The 18,004-nt window shown below is 61.8% G+C and carries 16 protein-coding genes; all 16 read left to right on the top strand.

What is annotated here, in order from left to right:
* Positions 1 to 124: 124 nt before the first annotated feature.
* The 16 genes from mraZ to lpxC all read left to right on the top strand — a co-directional run bounded on the left by mraZ (position 125) and on the right by lpxC (position 17,981).
* The gene (gene mraZ / locus QRN10_RS03215; protein WP_003171868.1) at positions 125 to 580 is read left to right on the top strand and encodes a division/cell wall cluster transcriptional repressor MraZ; all 456 of its coding nucleotides are present in this window, start codon (positions 125 to 127) and stop codon (positions 578 to 580) included.
* Complete coding sequence (gene rsmH, locus QRN10_RS03210; RefSeq protein ID WP_370694742.1) at positions 577 to 1,524, top strand: 16S rRNA (cytosine(1402)-N(4))-methyltransferase RsmH; 948 nt, start codon at positions 577 to 579, stop codon at positions 1,522 to 1,524. Before mraZ ends, rsmH begins: the two co-directional genes overlap by 4 nt.
* The gene (gene ftsL, locus QRN10_RS03205) at positions 1,521 to 1,814 is read left to right on the top strand and encodes a cell division protein FtsL (protein WP_124361353.1); all 294 of its coding nucleotides are present in this window, start codon (positions 1,521 to 1,523) and stop codon (positions 1,812 to 1,814) included. The genes rsmH and ftsL overlap by 4 nt, the downstream gene beginning before the upstream one ends.
* A complete protein-coding gene (locus tag QRN10_RS03200) occupies positions 1,814 to 3,556 on the top strand; it encodes a peptidoglycan D,D-transpeptidase FtsI family protein (protein WP_181078617.1) in 1,743 nt (580 codons plus the stop codon). Before ftsL ends, QRN10_RS03200 begins: the two co-directional genes overlap by 1 nt.
* Positions 3,556 to 5,019 (top strand): UDP-N-acetylmuramoyl-L-alanyl-D-glutamate--2,6-diaminopimelate ligase, encoded by a 1,464-nt coding sequence (locus QRN10_RS03195; protein WP_285427833.1) that lies wholly within the window; start codon positions 3,556 to 3,558, stop codon positions 5,017 to 5,019. Before QRN10_RS03200 ends, QRN10_RS03195 begins: the two co-directional genes overlap by 1 nt.
* On the top strand, positions 5,012 to 6,382 hold the full coding sequence (locus tag QRN10_RS03190) for a UDP-N-acetylmuramoyl-tripeptide--D-alanyl-D-alanine ligase (RefSeq protein WP_285427832.1): 1,371 nt from the start codon (positions 5,012 to 5,014) through the stop codon (positions 6,380 to 6,382). Before QRN10_RS03195 ends, QRN10_RS03190 begins: the two co-directional genes overlap by 8 nt.
* Positions 6,382 to 7,464: a phospho-N-acetylmuramoyl-pentapeptide-transferase gene (gene mraY, locus QRN10_RS03185; protein ID WP_034111805.1), complete on the top strand. Its 1,083-nt coding sequence runs from the start codon at positions 6,382 to 6,384 to the stop codon at positions 7,462 to 7,464. The genes QRN10_RS03190 and mraY overlap by 1 nt, the downstream gene beginning before the upstream one ends.
* A 6-nt stretch (positions 7,465 to 7,470) precedes the next feature.
* Positions 7,471 to 8,817 carry a UDP-N-acetylmuramoyl-L-alanine--D-glutamate ligase gene (gene murD / locus QRN10_RS03180; RefSeq protein WP_253510521.1) on the top strand — a complete coding sequence of 449 codons (1,347 nt, stop codon included), beginning with the start codon at positions 7,471 to 7,473 and terminating at the stop codon, positions 8,815 to 8,817.
* The gene (gene ftsW / locus QRN10_RS03175; protein ID WP_370694743.1) at positions 8,814 to 10,037 is read left to right on the top strand and encodes a putative lipid II flippase FtsW; all 1,224 of its coding nucleotides are present in this window, start codon (positions 8,814 to 8,816) and stop codon (positions 10,035 to 10,037) included. Before murD ends, ftsW begins: the two co-directional genes overlap by 4 nt.
* Positions 10,027 to 11,097 (top strand): undecaprenyldiphospho-muramoylpentapeptide beta-N-acetylglucosaminyltransferase, encoded by a 1,071-nt coding sequence (gene murG / locus QRN10_RS03170; protein ID WP_285427831.1) that lies wholly within the window; start codon positions 10,027 to 10,029, stop codon positions 11,095 to 11,097. Before ftsW ends, murG begins: the two co-directional genes overlap by 11 nt.
* On the top strand, positions 11,090 to 12,538 hold the full coding sequence (gene murC, locus QRN10_RS03165; protein WP_181078552.1) for a UDP-N-acetylmuramate--L-alanine ligase: 1,449 nt from the start codon (positions 11,090 to 11,092) through the stop codon (positions 12,536 to 12,538). Before murG ends, murC begins: the two co-directional genes overlap by 8 nt.
* Positions 12,535 to 13,491 carry a D-alanine--D-alanine ligase gene (locus tag QRN10_RS03160; protein WP_181078550.1) on the top strand — a complete coding sequence of 319 codons (957 nt, stop codon included), beginning with the start codon at positions 12,535 to 12,537 and terminating at the stop codon, positions 13,489 to 13,491. The genes murC and QRN10_RS03160 overlap by 4 nt, the downstream gene beginning before the upstream one ends.
* 4 nt (positions 13,492 to 13,495) lie before the next feature.
* Entirely contained in the window at positions 13,496 to 14,365 is an 870-nt protein-coding gene (locus QRN10_RS03155; protein WP_181078548.1) for a cell division protein FtsQ/DivIB, read from the top strand.
* Between the two features lie 15 nt (positions 14,366 to 14,380).
* On the top strand, positions 14,381 to 15,643 hold the full coding sequence (gene ftsA / locus QRN10_RS03150; protein WP_253510525.1) for a cell division protein FtsA: 1,263 nt from the start codon (positions 14,381 to 14,383) through the stop codon (positions 15,641 to 15,643).
* 117 nt (positions 15,644 to 15,760) lie between these two features.
* Positions 15,761 to 16,957 (top strand): cell division protein FtsZ, encoded by a 1,197-nt coding sequence (gene ftsZ, locus QRN10_RS03145; protein ID WP_266247976.1) that lies wholly within the window; start codon positions 15,761 to 15,763, stop codon positions 16,955 to 16,957.
* Positions 16,958 to 17,069: 112 nt separating this feature from the next.
* Positions 17,070 to 17,981: a UDP-3-O-acyl-N-acetylglucosamine deacetylase gene (gene lpxC / locus QRN10_RS03140; RefSeq protein WP_003171886.1), complete on the top strand. Its 912-nt coding sequence runs from the start codon at positions 17,070 to 17,072 to the stop codon at positions 17,979 to 17,981.
* Positions 17,982 to 18,004: the final 23 nt, after the last annotated feature.

Genomic DNA, 18,004 nt, shown 5'->3' with positions numbered 1-18,004 from the left:
CTTTTCCTTGAATCCGTGCCTTGACGGTGTGGTGGGCGCATTCCTATAGTGTGCGCAAGTGGCGGAAAGTGGCACAAAGTGGGTTTTTTGAACGTAAAACGCTAAAATTTGGAGAAACGCATCTGTGTTTCGCGGAGCTAACGCTATCAGTCTCGACGCAAAAGGCCGTCTCGCTATGCCGAGCCGGTATCGCGACGAGCTGATTTCGAGAAGTTCCGGGCAGTTAATCATCACAATCGATGCCGTTGACCCTTGTTTATGTGTTTACCCCCTCGACGAGTGGGAGTTGATCGAAACCAAATTGCGCGCCTTGCCTTCATTGCGTGAAGAAAACCGCCGCCTGCAGCGTTTGCTGATCGGTAATGCCGTCGACCTTGAACTCGATGGCAGTGGTCGTTTCCTGGTACCCCCGCGTCTACGCGAGTACGCCAAGCTCGATAAGCGCGCAATGCTGGTCGGCCAACTGAACAAGTTCCAATTGTGGGACGAAGATGCCTGGGATGCTGTTTCCGCAGCTGACCTGGCTGCTATTCAACAACCGGGCGCCATGCCTGACGAACTGCGTGATCTGATCCTGTGACTATTGATAGCGGCTTTAACCACATCACCGTACTGCTTGACGAAGCCGTCGAGGCTCTCGCCGTACGCGCGGATGGCTGCTATGTGGATGGGACGTTCGGCCGGGGCGGGCACAGTCGATTGATCCTTAGTCAGCTCGGGCCGGACGGAACGCTCCTCGGGTTCGACAAAGACCCCCAAGCGATTGCCACCGGGCAAGCGCTAGCGGCCGAAGACGGCCGCTTTGTCGTTGTGCAGCGCAGCTTTGCCGAGCTGGGAGCCGAAGTGGCCGAGCGCGGCATGGCGGGCAAGGTCGCCGGCGTTTTGCTTGACCTGGGCGTGTCTTCGCCCCAGCTCGATGACCCGGAACGCGGTTTCAGTTTCATGAACGACGGCCCCCTCGATATGCGCATGGACCCGTCCCGAGGCGTCAGCGCCGCGCAGTTCATCGCCACCGCGCCGGTGGAAGAAATCGCCCGGGTGTTCAAGGAATACGGCGAAGAGCGTTTCGCCGGCCGTATGGCTCGTGCCGTGGTCGAGCGCCGCGAACTGCAACCGTTCGAGCGCACCGCTGACCTGGCCGAAGTGCTGAAAGTCGCCAACCCAGCCTGGGAAAAGGGCAAGAACCCGGCGACCCGTGCGTTCCAGGGCCTGCGCATTCACGTCAACAACGAATTGGGCGATCTGGAGGCCGGCCTGGAGGCTGCCCTCGACGCGCTGGAAGTGGGCGGTCGCCTGGTGGTGATCAGCTTCCACTCCCTGGAAGACCGTATCGTCAAGCTGTTCATGCGCCGCCTGGTCAAGGGCGAGTCCGACAACCTGCCGCGCAACCTGCCGGTACGTTTCGAAGCCTTTGTGCCGAAAATCAAGATCCATGGCAAAGCGCAGTTCGCTTCCGATGCTGAGCTTAAGGCCAACCCACGTGCCCGCAGTGCGGTCATGCGTGTTGCGGAGAAGTTGCGGTGAGCAAGCTTTTCGCCAAGCCCCTGCCAGGCGGCAGCTTCTTTATGTTGCTGCTGTTTATCGGCGTGCTGGTTTCCGCCATCGCGGTGTCCTACAGCGCCCACTGGAACCGTCAGTTGCTCAACACCCTGTACGGGGAATTGAGCGTGCGCGACAAAGCTCAGGCGGAGTGGGGACGGTTGATCCTGGAGCAAAGTACCTGGACCGCCCACAGTCGTATCGAGGTGCTGGCCACGGAACAGCTGAAAATGCATATCCCCGGCGCAGCTGACGTGCGGATGGTGGCGCCATGATGAAACTTGAAGGCGCGCTCTATCCATGGCGCTTCCGCCTGGTGCTTGGCTTGCTGGCACTGATGGTGGGCGCGATCGCCTGGCGCATCATCGACCTGCAGGTGGTCGACCGCGACTTCCTGATCGGCCAGGGCGACGCCCGCAGCCTGCGTCATATCCCTATTCCCGCGCACCGTGGCCTGATCACCGACCGCAATGGCGAGCCCCTGGCCGTCAGTACACCGGTGACCACGCTGTGGGCTAACGCCAAGGAACTGCAGGTTGCCAAGGACCGCTGGCCGGCCCTCGCCGCCGCCCTTGGTCAAGACCCCAAGGCCCTGGCCGAGCGTCTGGAAGCCCAGGCCAACAAAGAGTTCATCTATCTGGTACGCGGCCTGACCCCTGAGCAGGGCCAGCAGGTGCTCGACCTTAAAGTCCCCGGTGTCTACGGCATCGAGGAGTTCCGTCGTTTCTACCCGGCCGGTGAAACCACCGCCCATATGGTGGGCTTCACCGACATCGACGACCACGGTCGCGAAGGTGTCGAGTTGGCCTACGATGAATGGCTGGCCGGGGTTCCAGGCAAGCGACAAGTCATCAAGGATCGGCGCGGAAGGCTGATCAAGGATGTCCAGGTCACCAAGAACGCCAAGGCCGGTAAGCCCTTGGCGTTGTCGATTGACCTGCGTCTGCAATACCTGGCCAACCGCGAACTGCGTAACGCGATCATCGAGAACGGCGCCAAGGCCGGCAGCCTGGTGATCATGGACGTGAAGACCGGTGAGATTCTCGCCATGGTCAACCAGCCAACCTACAACCCGAACAACCGTCGCAACCTGCAACCGGCGATGATGCGCAACCGCGCCATGATCGACGTGTTCGAGCCGGGTTCGACCATGAAAGCCATTTCCATGAGTGCTGCCCTCGAAACGGGACGCTGGAAGCCCAGCGACAAGGTCGAGGTCTATCCGGGCACGCTGCAGTTGGGCAAATACACCATTCGCGACGTATCCCGGACCGAAGGGCCGGTGTTGGACCTGACAGGCATCCTGATCAACTCCAGTAACGTGGGCATGAGTAAGGTCGCCTTCGATATCGGCGGCGAAACCATCTACCACCTGGCGCAGAAAATTGGCCTCGGCCAACCCACGGGCCTGGACTTTCCTGGCGAGCGCGTCGGTAACCTGCCGAACTACCGCGATTGGAAAAAAGCCGAGACCGCCACGCTGTCCTACGGCTACGGCCTGTCGGTGACGGCAATCCAATTGGCCCACGCCTTCTCCGTGCTGGCCAACAATGGCCGCATGGTGCCGTTAAGCCTGATTCACGTCGACGAAGCGCCAAAGGCGACTCAGGTGATCCCGGAAAATGTCGCCAAGACCATGCAAGGCATGCTGCAACAAGTGATCGAAGCACCGCGCGGCGTGTTCCGTGCCCAGGTGCCGGCGTATCACGTGGGCGGCAAATCCGGTACCGCACGTAAGACATCCGTGGGCACCAAGGGCTATGCCGAGAACTCGTACCGTTCGCTGTTCGCCGGCTTCGGTCCGATGAGCGACCCGCGCTACGCCATCGTCGTGGTGATCGATGAACCCAGCAAGGCCGGTTACTTCGGTGGCCTGGTCTCGGCGCCGGTGTTCAGCAAAGTGATGTCCGGCACCCTGCGCCTGATGAACATCACCCCTGACAACCTGCCGCCGACCCAGCAAGCAAACGCCGGACCACCGGCCGCTGCCGTAAAAGCCAATGGAGGGCGCGGCTGATGTCTCTAAGTTTGAACAAGATTTTCGCCCATGCCGGTCGCGACCTGTTGATCCGTGAGCTGACCCTGGACAGCCGCAATGTGCGTGCCGGCGACCTGTTCCTGGCCGTGCCGGGTGGCAGGTTCGACGGTCGCGCGCACATTGCCGATGCGCTGCAACGCGGTGCCGCCGCCGTGGCGTATGAAGCCGAAGGCGCCACCGTGCTACCGATCACCGACGTGCCGCTGATTCCGGTCAAAGGGCTGGCCAAGCAGTTATCCGATATCGCCGGGCGTTTCTATGGCGAGCCGAGCCGCCACCTCAATCTGGTGGGCGTGACCGGCACCAACGGCAAGACCAGCGTGACCCAGCTCGTGGCCCAGGCTCTTGATCTGCTGGGCCAGCACTGCGGCATTGTCGGCACTCTGGGGACCGGTTTCTATGGCGCGCTGCAAAGCGGCCTGCACACCACGCCGAACCCGATTGCCGTGCAGGCGACCCTGGCCGACCTGAAAAAAGCCGGTGCCAAGGCCGTGGCCATGGAGGTCTCATCCCACGGGCTGGAGCAGGGTCGCGTCAGCGCCCTGGCGTTCGATGTGGCGGTGATGACCAACCTGTCCCGCGACCATCTGGATTACCACGGCACCATGGAGGCGTACGCCGCCGCCAAGGCCAAGCTGTTCGCGTGGAACGATCTCAAATGCCGGGTCGTTAACCTGGACGATGCGTTCGGTCGCCAACTCGCCACCGAAGACCGCGAAGGGCGCCTGATCAGCTACAGCCTGCAGGACCCACGTGCCTACCTGTATTGCCGCGAAGCCCGGTTCGACGACGAAGGCGTGCGCGCCACCCTGGTGACCCCGCAGGGCGAACACCACCTGCGCAGCACCTTGCTCGGTCGTTTCAACCTCAGCAACGTGCTTGCTGCCATCGGTGCGCTGCTGGGCCTGGACTACGCCCTCGACGAAATTCTGAACGTACTGCCGAAGCTGGAAGGCCCGGCCGGTCGCATGCAGCGCCTGGGTGGCGGAAAACAGCCGCTGGTAGTGGTTGATTACGCCCACACCCCGGACGCCCTGGAAAAAGTACTCCAAGCGCTGCGCCCACACGCCAAGGGCAAATTACTGTGCCTGTTCGGCTGCGGCGGTGATCGTGATCGCGGCAAGCGCCCGCTGATGGCCGAGATTGTCGAGCGCCTGGCCGACGGCGTGCTGGTGACCGACGACAACCCGCGCAGCGAAGACCCAAGCCAGATTTTCGATGACATCCGTGCAGGCTTCAAAGAAGTCTCCAAAGCTACCTTTGTCGCCGGTCGCGGTAACGCCATTGCCCAACTGATCGCCAGCGCCGGCGTCGACGATGTGGTGGTGCTCGCCGGTAAAGGCCACGAGGACTATCAGGAAATCAACGGCGAGCGGCATGCCTTTTCCGACCTGGTCGAGGCCGATCACGCCTTGAGCGCCTGGGAGATTGCCCATGCTTAAGCCGATGCGCTTCAGCGAACTGACCCAGGCCCTGTCCGCTCGTCTTCTGTCCGGCGATTGCCGCTTCGATGGCGTCAGCATCGACAGCCGTGCCATCCAGCCAGGGCAACTGTTTGTCGCGCTGGCCGGCCCGCGCTTTGACGGCCACGATTACCTCAATGACGTCGCCGCCAAAGGCGCCGTGGGTGCCCTGGTGCAGCGCGAAGTACCGGAGTCGAGCTTGCCGCAGTTGCTGGTCGCCGACACCCGTTTGGCCCTCGGCCAACTGGGCGCACTCAACCGTGCCGCCTTCGAGCAGCCGGTGGCGGCCATCACCGGCTCCAGCGGCAAGACCACAGTCAAGGAACTGCTGGCCGGCGTGCTACGCACACGCGGGCCGGTACTCGCTACCCGTGGCAACCTGAACAACGATTTCGGCGCGCCGTTGACCCTGCTCGAATTGGCCCCGGAACACACGGCGGCGGTGATCGAGTTGGGCGCTTCGCGCGTCGGCGAAATCGCCTACACCGTGGCGCTGACCAAGCCCCACGTCGCCATTATCAATAACGCCGGTACCGCTCACGTGGGCGAGTTCGGTGGCCCGGAAAAGATCGTCGAAGCCAAGGGTGAAATCCTAGAAGGCCTCGACGCTTCGGGCACCGCCGTATTGAACCTCGACGACAAGGCCTTCGAAACCTGGCGCGTGCGCGCCGCCGGTCGCAAGGTCCTGACGTTTGCCGTGCATAACGCAGCGGCTGATTTCCATGCATCCAACATCACCGTCGATGCCCGAGGCTGCCCGTCCTTTACCTTGCACACCCCGCAAGGCAGCGAACACGTGCAACTGAATTTGTTGGGCAACCATAACGTTGCCAATGCCCTGGCCGCCGCCACTGCCGCGTACGCCCTGGGCGTGTCGCTGTTCGGTATTGCCACGGGCCTTGGCGCGGTGCAACCGGTCAAGGGCCGCACCGTGGCGCAGTTGGCGACAAACGGCATGCGCGTGATCGATGACACCTACAACGCCAACCAGTCCTCGGTCTGCGCCGCCATCGACCTGCTCAAAGGCTTCGACGGCCGCAAGGTACTGGTTCTGGGCGATATCGCTGAACTGGGCGATTGGGCCGAACAGTCCCACCGCGAAGTCGGTGCCTACGCCAGCGGCAAGGTCGACGCCCTTTATGCCGTCGGCCCGAACATGGCCCACGCCGTCAACGCTTTCGGCCCAGGTGCGCAGCATTTCGCCACCCAAGCCGAGCTGATCCAGGCGCTGGCTGCGGCCGAACACGACAAACAGACAACCATTTTGATCAAGGGATCGCGCAGCGCGGTGATGGAAAACGTCGTCGTGGCCTTGTGTGGCTCAAGTACGGAGAAACATTAATGCTGCTGCTGCTGGCTGAGTATCTGCAACAGTTCCACAAAGGCTTCGCGGTCTTCCAGTACCTGACTCTGCGCGGGATCCTGGGTGTGCTGACCGCGTTGTGTTTGTCACTGTTCCTGGGGCCGTGGATGATCCGCACCCTGCAGAACCTGCAAATTGGTCAATCGGTTCGCAATGACGGCCCGCAGTCGCACCTGTCCAAGTCCGGTACGCCGACCATGGGCGGCGCGCTGATCCTGTCCTCCATCGGTGTCAGCACGTTGCTTTGGGCTGACCTGCACAACCGTTATGTATGGGTGGTGCTGCTGGTGACCCTGCTGTTCGGCGCCATCGGCTGGGTGGATGACTACCGCAAGGTCATCGAGAAGAACTCCAAGGGGCTGCCAAGCCGTTGGAAGTATTTCTGGCAGTCGGTGTTCGGCTTGGGCGCGGCGATCTTCCTGTACATGACCGCCCCAAGCGCGGTGGAAACCACGCTGATTCTGCCCATGCTCAAGGACGCCAGCATTCCCCTGGGCATCGGCTTCGTGGTGCTGACCTACTTCGTGATCGTCGGCTCCAGCAACGCCGTCAACCTTACCGACGGCCTCGACGGCCTGGCGATCATGCCGACGGTGATGGTGGGCGGTGCGCTCGGTATCTTCTGCTACCTGTCGGGTAACGTGAAATTCGCCGAATACCTGCTGATCCCCTACGTACCGGGCGCGGGTGAGTTGATCGTATTCTGCGGCGCGCTGATTGGTGCGGGCCTGGGCTTCCTGTGGTTCAACACCTACCCGGCACAAGTCTTCATGGGTGACGTCGGCGCGTTGGCGCTGGGCGCGGCCCTGGGCACCATCGCGGTGATCGTTCGCCAGGAAATCGTGCTGTTCATCATGGGCGGTGTGTTCGTGATGGAAACCCTGTCGGTGGTCATCCAGGTGGCGTCCTTCAAATTGACCGGGCGTCGCGTGTTCCGCATGGCGCCGATTCACCACCACTTTGAACTCAAGGGCTGGCCCGAGCCACGCGTGATCGTCCGCTTCTGGATCATCACCGTGATTCTGGTGCTGATCGGCCTTGCCACCCTGAAACTGAGGTAGAAAAGAGTGTCCCTGATCGCTTCAGACCACTTCCGCATCGTTGTCGGCCTCGGCAAGAGCGGCATGTCCCTGGTTCGCTTCCTGGCGAACCGCGGCACGTCGTTCGCCGTGGCCGATACGCGGGAAAATCCACCGGAGCTGGTCACGCTGCGCCGTGACTACCCGCACGTGGAAGTGCGTTGTGGCGAGCTGGATGTCGAGTTTCTGTGCCGTGCCGACGAGCTCTATGTGAGCCCCGGCCTGGCCTTGTCCACGCCGGCCCTGCAAGCCGCCGCGGCCCGTGGCGTGAAGCTGTCAGGCGACATCGACCTGTTTGCGCGCAATGCCAAGGCGCCGATCGTGGCCATCAGCGGCTCCAATGCCAAAAGCACCGTGACCACCCTGGTCGGCGACATGGCGGCTGCGGCCGGCAAGCGCGTGGCCGTGGGTGGCAACCTCGGCACCCCGGCGCTCGACCTGCTCAGCGATGATGTCGAGCTGTACGTGATGGAACTGTCGAGCTTCCAGCTGGAGACCACCCACGACCTCGGCGCCGAAGTGGCCACTGTGTTGAACGTGAGTGAAGACCACATGGACCGCTACAGCGGCCTGCCGGCGTATCACCTGGCCAAGCACCGGATTTTCCGCGGTGCCAGGCAAGTGGTGGTCAACCGTCAGGATGCCTTGAGCCGTCCGCTGATGGGCGAGGGCCTGCCGTGCTGGACCTTCGGCCTGGGCAAACCGGACTTCAAGGCTTTCGGCATTCGCGAAGAGAACGGCGAGAAATACCTGGCCTTCGAATTCCAGAACCTGATGCCGGTGCGCGAGTTGAAAATACGTGGCGCCCACAACCAGTCAAACGCCCTCGCGGCCCTGGCCTTGGGGCATGCCGTCGGCTTGCCGTTCGATGCGATGCTGTCGACCCTGCGCACGTTCGCCGGGCTTGAGCACCGCTGCCAATGGGTGCGTGACCTGGATGGCGTGAGCTATTACAACGATTCCAAGGCCACCAATGTGGGCGCCGCGCTGGCGGCCATCGAAGGCCTTGGCGCCGATATCGACGGCAAGCTGGTGCTGATCGCCGGTGGCGACGGCAAGGGCGCCGACTTCAAGGATCTCAAGGCGCCGGTCGCCGTACATTGCCGCGCGGTGGTGTTGATGGGGCGTGATGCGGAGCTGATCGCCGCCGCCCTCGGTGACGCGGTGCCGCAGGTTCGCGTGGCCTCCCTGGACGAAGCCGTGATGCAAGGCAAAACCCTTGCCCAACCCGGTGACGCCGTACTGCTGTCGCCGGCCTGTGCCAGCCTGGACATGTTCAAGAACTACGAAGAGCGCGGCCAGCTGTTCGCTCGCGCCGTGGAGGCCTTGGCATGAATCTGAACCTGAGAAACATCATCAAGCCGTACCCGTCGCCGATTATTACCGGGCGCGGTATCGACCTTGACTTCGCAATGCTCGCCGCCGGTCTGGCGCTGCTGGGCCTGGGCCTGGTGATGATTACCTCGGCCTCTTCCGAAGTGGCTGCCGTGCAATCGGGCAATACGCTGTACATGATGATCCGTCACCTGGTGTATCTGCTGATCGGTATCGGTTCCTGCATTGTGACCATGATGATCCCCATCGCCACTTGGCAGCGCCTGGGCTGGTTGATGCTGATCGGCGCGTTCGGCTTGCTGGTGATGGTGATCCTGCCGGGCATCGGTCGCGAGGTGAACGGCTCGATGCGCTGGATCGGTTTCGGCGCGTTCAACGTGCAGCCATCGGAAATCGCCAAGGTGTTCGTGGTGATCTACCTGGCTGGCTATCTGGTGCGACGTCAGAAGGAAGTGCGCGAGAGTTGGATGGGGTTCTTCAAGCCATTCATCGTGCTGCTACCCATGGCCGGTCTGTTGCTGATGGAGCCGGATTTTGGCGCAACGGTAGTAATGATGGGCGCGGCGGCGGCGATGCTGTTTCTTGGCGGTGTTGGGCTGTTGCGATTCGCGTTGATGGTGGTGCTGGCGGTTGTTGCGGTTTATCTGCTGGTTCTGGCGCAACCCTATCGGATGGCACGCTTGATTACCTTCACCGATCCCTGGTCCGATCAGTTTGGTGCCGGTTACCAGTTGACCCAGGCGCTGATTGCTTTTGGTCGAGGCGGCTGGTTCGGTGTCGGGCTGGGCAACAGCGTGCAGAAACAGTTCTACCTGCCTGAAGCCCATACTGACTTCGTATTCTCGGTGCTTGCCGAAGAGCTGGGTGTCGTGGGCTCGCTGTGCACGGTAGCGCTCTTTGTGTTCGTCTGCGTGAGGGCCCTTTACATAGGCCTATGGGCCGAGAAAGCCAAGCAGTTCTTTGCCGCCTACGTGGCTTACGGGCTGGCATTCCTTTGGATCGGTCAGTTCCTTATCAACGTCGGAGTGAATGTCGGGCGTCTGCCGACCAAGGGGCTGACCCTGCCATTCCTCAGTTACGGTGGCAGTTCGTTGGTGATTTGCTGCATCTGCCTGGGCCTGTTGCTGCGCATCGAGTGGGAGAGTCGCACCCACCTGGGCAGCGAAGAGATGGAATTCAGCGAAAGCGACTTCGCCGAGGAGCCGACCCATGGGCGCTAATGTGCTGATCATGGCAGGCGGCACCGGGGGGCACGTGTTCCCGGCGCTGGCGTGTGCGCGGGAATTCCAGAACCGTGGCTACAGCGTGCACTGGCTGGGTACGCCGCGCGGCATCGAGAATGAACTGGTGCCAAACGCCGAATTACCGCTGCACCTGATCAACGTCACCGGCCTGCGTGGCAAGGGCAAGTTGTCGCTGCTCAAGGCGCCGTTTGTGTTGCTCAAAGCGGTGTGGCAGGCGCGCAAGGTCATTCGTGAGTTGAAGCCAGTGTGTGTGCTCGGCTTTGGCGGTTACGTGACCGGCCCCGGCGGCGTTGCGGCCAGGCTGGCCGGTGTGCCGGTGATCGTGCACGAACAGAATGCCGTGGCCGGCACCGCCAACCGTCTGTTGGTGCCGCTGGCCGCGCGGGTGTGTGAAGCGTTCCCGAACACCTTTGGCTTGTCGAGCAAACGTCGCACCACCGGCAACCCGGTGCGCACCGAATTGTTCATGGGCATCGCCCGCGCTGCATTGGCCGGGCGCAAGGCGCACCTGTTGATCCTGGGCGGAAGCCTGGGCGCTGAACCGCTGAACAAATTGCTGCCCGAAGCCGTGGCGCAACTGCCGTTGGACCTGCGTCCGGAGATCTTCCACCAGGCCGGCAAAAACCACGATGAAGTCACCGCTGCGCGTTACCGCGAAGCCGGTGTGGAGGCCAACGTACAGCCTTTCATCAAAGACATGGCCCAAGCCTATGGCTGGGCCGACCTGGTGGTCTGTCGCGCTGGCGCGCTGACCGTCAGTGAACTGGCCGCCGCCGGTCTGCCGTCCTTGCTGGTGCCTTTGCCCCATGCGATCGACGATCACCAGACCCGCAACGCCGAATATTTGGCCGGGGAGGGCGCTGCCTTCCTGCTGCCGCAAAGAACGACTGGCGCCGCCGATTTGGCCGCACGCCTGACCGAGGTTTTGATGCAACCGGAACGACTCAACAGCATGGCGAGCACCGCAAGCCGCCTGGCCAAACCTGAAGCAACCCGCACCGTGGTCGATATCTGCCTGGAGGTGGCCCATGGTTGAGAATCAGAAAGCCATGCCACAGCCGGAAATGCGCCGCATCCGTCGCATCCACTTCGTCGGTATCGGCGGCGTGGGCATGTGCGGCATTGCCGAAGTGTTGCTTAACCTGGGCTATCAGGTATCCGGTTCGGACTTGAAAGAATCCCTGGTCACCGACCGCCTCAAGTCCTTCGGCGCGCAGATCTTTATCGGCCACCGTGCCGAGAACGCCGCCGAGGCCGACGTGCTGGTGGTGTCCAGCGCCGTGAACACCTCCAACCCGGAAGTGGCAACCGCCCTTGAGCGCCGTATTCCGGTGGTGCCACGTGCCGAGATGCTCGCCGAGCTGATGCGCTACCGCCACGGCATCGCCGTCGCCGGTACCCATGGCAAGACCACGACCACCAGCCTGATCGCCTCGGTGTTCGCCGCCGGTGGCCTGGACCCGACGTTCGTGATCGGTGGCCGCCTGAATGCAGCCGGCACCAATGCACAGCTGGGCACCAGCCGCTACCTGATCGCCGAAGCCGACGAAAGCGATGCCAGCTTCCTGCACCTGCAGCCGTTGGTGGCCGTGGTCACCAACATCGACGCCGACCACATGGCGACCTACGACGGCGACTTCAACAAATTGAAGAAAACCTTCGTCGAGTTCCTGCACAACCTGCCGTTCTACGGGCTGGCGGTGGTGTGCCTGGACGATCCGGTGGTGCGCGAAATCCTGCCGCTGGTCAAGCGTCCGACCGTCACCTACGGTTTCAGCGAAGACGCCGACGTGCGTGCGATCAATGTGCGTCAGGAAGGCATGCAGACCTATTTCACCGTGCTGCGTCCGGATCGTGAGCCGTTGGACGTGTCGGTGAACATGCCGGGCAACCACAACGTATTGAACTCCCTGGCAACCATTTGCATCGCTTCCGATGAAGGCGTCAGCGATGAAGCCATCGTCGAAGGGCTGTCGCGCTTTGCCGGTGTGGGCCGACGCTTCCAGGTCTACGGGCAACTGCCGGTAGACGGTGGCGACGTGATGCTGGTGGACGACTACGGGCATCACCCGACCGAAGTTGCCGCCGTGATCAAGGCCGTGCGCGGCGGCTGGCCGGAGCGCCGCCTGGTGATGGTCTACCAACCGCACCGCTACAGCCGTACTCGCGACCTGTACGACGATTTCGTCAATGTGCTGGCCGATGCCAACGTGCTGCTGCTGATGGAGGTTTACCCGGCCGGTGAAGAGCCGATCCCGGGCGCCGACAGCCGCAAGCTGTGCAACAGCATCCGTCAGCGGGGCCAGTTGGACCCTATCTATATCGAGCGTGGCGTGGACCTGGCGCCGATCGTCAAGCCGCTGCTGCGTGCCGGCGATATCCTGCTGTGCCAGGGCGCCGGTGATATCGGCGGCCTTGCGCCTAAGTTGCTGGCGAGCCCGCTGTTTGCAGCCGCCAAGAAGGGAGCGTCGAAATGACTGCTGACTACGGCTCCCTGTTTTCGACAATCGCGCCAGCCGACTTCGGCCGCGTGGCCGTATTGTTCGGCGGCAAGAGCGCCGAGCGCGAAGTGTCGCTCAAGTCCGGCAACGCCGTGCTCGACGCGCTGCAAAGTGCCGGCGTGAATGCGTTCGGGATCGACGTGGGCGATGATTTCCTCGCGCGTCTGCAAGCGGAAAAAATCGACCGCGCCTTTATCATCCTGCACGGCCGCGGCGGTGAAGACGGCAGCATGCAGGGCCTGTTGGAGTGCGCCGGTATTCCTTATACCGGCAGCGGCATCCTGGCCTCGGCGCTGGCGATGGACAAACTGCGCACCAAGCAGGTATGGCACAGCCTGGGTATTCCCACCCCGCGTCACAGTGTTCTGTGCAGCGAAGACGATTGTATTTCTGCAGCCAAGGAACTGGGCCTGCCTTTGATCGTCAAACCTGCCCATGAAGGCTCCAGTATCGGCATGGCTAAAGTGAACTCGGCCGCCGAATTGATCGACGCATGGAAAGCGGCAAGTACCTACGATTCGCAAGTGTTGGTGGAACAGTGGATTTCCGGTCCCGAGTACACCATCGCCACCCTGCGTGGCCAGGTATTGCCGCCCATCGCCCTGGGCACGCCCCACACGTTTTACGACTACGACGCCAAGTACGTGGCTTGCGATACGCAGTACCGGATTCCGTGCGGCCTCGACGCAACCAAAGAACAGGAATTGATGGACCTCACGGCGAAAGCCTGTGAGGCGCTCGGTATCGCCGGTTGGGCGCGGGCAGACGTGATGCAGGATGACCAGGGCAACTTCTGGTTTCTTGAAGTCAACACCGCACCGGGGATGACCGACCACAGCCTGGTACCGATGGCCGCCCGTGCCGCCGGCCTGGATTTCCAGCAGTTGGTGCTGGCTATCCTGGCCGCCAGTATTGAGCCAAGAGGCTAACTCCATGAAAGGCGCATCGCTTCGTCATCAGCCCCCACACGCACCGAGCCGCAAGCCGGTGCCCCGGGGTGCCAGTCGCATGGTGGCTAAAGAGCCGATGTCGGCGCGCCTGCCGAAAGCCAATTTCGGTTTCCTCAAGGCGCTGTTCTGGCCGGTGTTGCTGGTGGTGTTGGGCTTCGGCACTTACGAAGGCGCGCAGCGTCTATTGCCATACGCCGACCGCCCGATTACCAAAATCAGCGTGCAGGGCGACCTGAGCTACATCAGCCAGCAGGCGGTGCAGCAGCGCATCGGTCCGTTCCTGGCGGCAAGCTTCTTCACCATTGACCTGGCCGGCATGCGCCGGGAGCTGGAGCAGATGCCTTGGATCGCTCATGCCGAAGTGCGGCGTGTATGGCCTGACCAGGTGACGATCCGCCTGGAAGAACAACTGCCGGTGGCCCGTTGGGGCGACGAGGCGCTGTTGAACAACCAGGGCCAGGCGTTCACCCCGCGTGAGCTGGCCAACTACGAGCACCTGCCGCAGCTGTTCGGGCCGCAGCGGGCGCAGCAGCAAGTGATGCAGCAGTACCAGGCCTTGAGCCAGATGCTGCGGCCACTGGGCTTCTCCATTGCGCGCCTGGAACTGCGTGAACGGGGCAGCTGGTTTTTGACAACCGGGGCAGGCAGTTCCGGCCCGGGCATCCAGTTGTTGCTGGGACGCGACCGCTTGGTGGAGAAGATGCGCCGCTTTATTGCCATCTACGACAAAACCTTGAAAGAACAGATTACGAACATTGCGAGCGTCGACCTGCGTTACGCCAACGGCCTTGCCGTCGGCTGGCGTGAACCGGCTGCGCCCACGGCAGCGCAACCCGCTGTCGCGAAGAATTAAGAAGAGGCAGGACCCATGGCAAACGTGCAAAGCGGCAAAATGATCGTCGGTCTCGATATCGGCACCTCCAAGGTGGTGGCGCTGGTGGGCGAGGTCGGGGAAGACGGCGCGATCGAAATCGTCGGTATTGGCACGCATCCGTCCCGGGGCCTGAAGAAGGGCGTGGTGGTCAACATCGAGTCCACCGTGCAATCGATCCAGCGCGCCATCGAAGAAGCGCAGCTGATGGCCGGTTGCCGAATCCACTCGGCGTTCGTCGGCGTGGCCGGCAACCATATCCGCAGCCTGAACTCCCACGGCATCGTGGCGATCCGCGACCGCGAAGTCAGCTCGGCCGACCTGGAACGCGTGCTTGATGCCGCCCAGGCCGTGGCGATCCCGGCTGACCAGCGCGTGCTGCACACCCTGCCGCAGGATTACGTGATCGATAACCAGGAAGGCGTTCGCGAGCCGCTGGGCATGTCGGGCGTACGTCTGGAAGCCAAGGTCCATGTGGTGACTTGTGCGGTCAACGCCGCGCAGAATATCGAGAAGTGCGTGCGCCGTTGCGGCCTGGAAATCGATGACATCATCCTCGAGCAACTGGCCTCGGCCTACTCGGTGCTGACCGACGACGAAAAAGAACTGGGCGTCTGCCTGGTGGATATCGGCGGCGGCACCACCGATATCGCGATCTTCACCGAAGGTGCGATCCGTCACACGGCCGTGATCCCGATTGCCGGCGACCAGGTCACCAACGACATTGCCATGGCACTGCGCACGCCGACTCAGTACGCCGAAGAAATCAAGATCCGTTACGCCTGCGCCCTGGCCAAACTGGCCGGCGCCGGCGAAACCATCAAGGTGCCGAGCGTGGGCGATCGTCCACCGCGCGAACTGTCGCGCCAGGCCCTGGCCGAAGTGGTCGAGCCACGCTACGACGAACTGTTCACCCTGATCCAGGCTGAGCTGCGCCGCAGCGGCTACGAAGATTTGATCCCGGCCGGCATCGTGCTGACCGGTGGCACCTCGAAGATGGAAGGCGCGGTCGAACTGGCCGAGGAAATCTTCCATATGCCGGTGCGTCTGGGCGTGCCTCATGGCGTGAAGGGCCTGGGCGACGTGGTGCGCAACCCGATTTATTCCACCGGTGTGGGCTTGCTGTTGTACGGACTGCAAAAGCAGACCGACGGCATTTCCCTGTCGGGCCCGAGCAACCGAGACAGCTATCGCAGCGACGACGAGGCCAAGGCGCCGTTGTTCGAGCGGTTGCAGGCTTGGGTAAAAGGGAACTTCTGACGAAGTTGGCTTCAAGCGACAAGTTACAAGCTTCAAGTTTGCAGCTCATGGCTTGCAACTTGGAGCTGCTGTAAAGCAGTAGGCGAAAAAACTAGAGAAAATGAAAGGAGAGGGAACATGTTCGAACTCGTAGACAACATCCCCGCCAGCCCGGTCATCAAAGTGATCGGTGTCGGCGGTGGCGGCGGCAACGCTGTCAACCATATGGTCAAGAGCAACATTGAAGGCGTTGAATTCATCTGCGCCAACACTGATGCCCAGGCGCTGAAAAGCATTGGCGCGCGCACCATCCTGCAATTGGGCACCGCGGTGACCAAAGGCCTCGGCGCCGGCGCCAATCCGGAAGTCGGCCGTCAAGCCGCCCTGGAAGACCGCGAGCGTATTGCCGAAGTGCTGCAGGGCACCAACATGGTGTTCATCACCACTGGCATGGGCGGCGGTACCGGTACCGGTGCAGCGCCGATCATTGCCGAAGTGGCCAAGGAAATGGGGATTCTGACGGTTGCAGTTGTGACCCGTCCGTTCCCGTTCGAAGGCCGCAAGCGCATGCAGATCGCCGACGAAGGTATCCGTCTGCTGTCTGAAAGCGTCGACTCGTTGATCACCATTCCCAACGAGAAGCTGCTGACCATCCTGGGCAAGGACGCGAGCCTGCTGTCCGCCTTCGCCAAGGCTGACGACGTACTGGCCGGTGCCGTTCGCGGTATCTCCGACATCATCAAGCGCCCAGGCATGATCAACGTCGACTTTGCCGACGTACGTACCGTGATGAGCGAAATGGGCATGGCGATGATGGGTACCGGCTGCGCCAGCGGTCCGAACCGTGCACGCGAAGCCACCGAAGCGGCCATCCGCAACCCGCTGCTCGAAGACGTGAACCTGCAAGGCGCACGCGGCATTCTGGTGAACATCACCGCCGGTCCTGACCTGTCCCTGGGTGAGTACTCCGACGTGGGTAGCATCATCGAAGCCTTCGCTTCCGAGCACGCCATGGTCAAGGTCGGTACCGTTATCGATCCGGATATGCGCGATGAGCTGCATGTCACCGTAGTTGCCACCGGCCTGGGTGCCAAGATCGAGAAGCCTGTGAAGGTGATCGACAATACCCTGCACGGTAGCCAGGCCAGTCAGGCCACCGCCGCTCCAGCCCCTGCGCGTCAGGAGCTGCCGTCGGTGAACTACCGCGACCTGGATCGTCCGACTGTGATGCGCAACCAGGCTCAGGCCGGTGCTGCAGCGTCCCGTAGCCCGAATCCGCAAGATGACCTGGACTACCTGGACATCCCGGCATTCCTGCGTCGTCAGGCCGATTAATGGAATGTATCAGGGCTATGAAGGTGATTGGTGTTCAGCAAAGGTCTGGTCTGCTATTATCGCCAGCCTTTGTTGATACCAGTTCGCAATTTGCGCTGAAGCGGTCCAAGCCATGATTAAACAACGCACCCTGAAGAATATTATTCGTGCCACAGGTGTAGGTCTGCACTCCGGGGAAAAGGTCTACCTGACCCTCAAGCCTGCACCTGTCGACACCGGCATCGTGTTTGTGCGTGCCGACCTGGACCCTGTGGTGCAGATACCTGCTCGCGCGGAAAACGTTGGCGAAACCACTATGTCGACCACATTGGTCAACGGTGACGTCAAAGTGGACACGGTGGAGCACTTGCTCTCGGCCATGGCCGGTTTGGGCATCGATAACGCCTACGTCGAGCTCTCCGCGTCCGAAGTCCCGATCATGGATGGCAGCGCTGGACCCTTCGTATTCCTGATTCAATCTGCCGGCCTGGAAGAACAGGACGCAGCCAAGAAGTTCATTCGCATTCTGCGGGAAGTGACAGTAGAAGACGGCGACAAGCGCGCCACCTTCGTCCCGTTCGAAGGCTTTAAAGTGAGCTTTGAGATCGATTTCGATCACCCGGTATTCCGTGACCGCACCCAAAGTGCAAGCGTGGATTTTTCCAGCACTTCGTTCGTAAAAGAAGTCAGCCGCGCCCGTACCTTTGGTTTCATGAGTGACATCGAGTACCTGCGCAAGCACAACCTCGCACTCGGCGGCAGCGTTGAAAACGCCATCGTGGTCGACGCGGATGGTGTACTGAACGAAGACGGCCTTCGCTATGAAGACGAATTCGTGAAGCACAAGATCCTCGATGCAATCGGTGACCTCTACCTGCTGGGCAATAGCCTGATAGGCGAGTTCAAAGGCTTCAAGTCGGGCCACGCCCTTAACAACCAGCTGCTGCGCAAGTTGATTGAGCAGACAGATGCTTGGGAAGTCGTGACCTTCGAAGATGCCAGCACCGCACCGATCTCTTACATGCGTCCCGTTGCGGCGGTGTAAGTAACAACTCTCTTTCTTTAGTT

It is taken from the genome of Pseudomonas sp. lyk4-R2A-8 (assembly GCF_030209095.1).
GTDB lineage: Bacteria > Pseudomonadota > Gammaproteobacteria > Pseudomonadales > Pseudomonadaceae > Aquipseudomonas > Aquipseudomonas quebecensis.
Note: the sequence above shows the minus strand (reverse complement) of the source record. Positions and strands in the feature narration are given on the sequence as shown.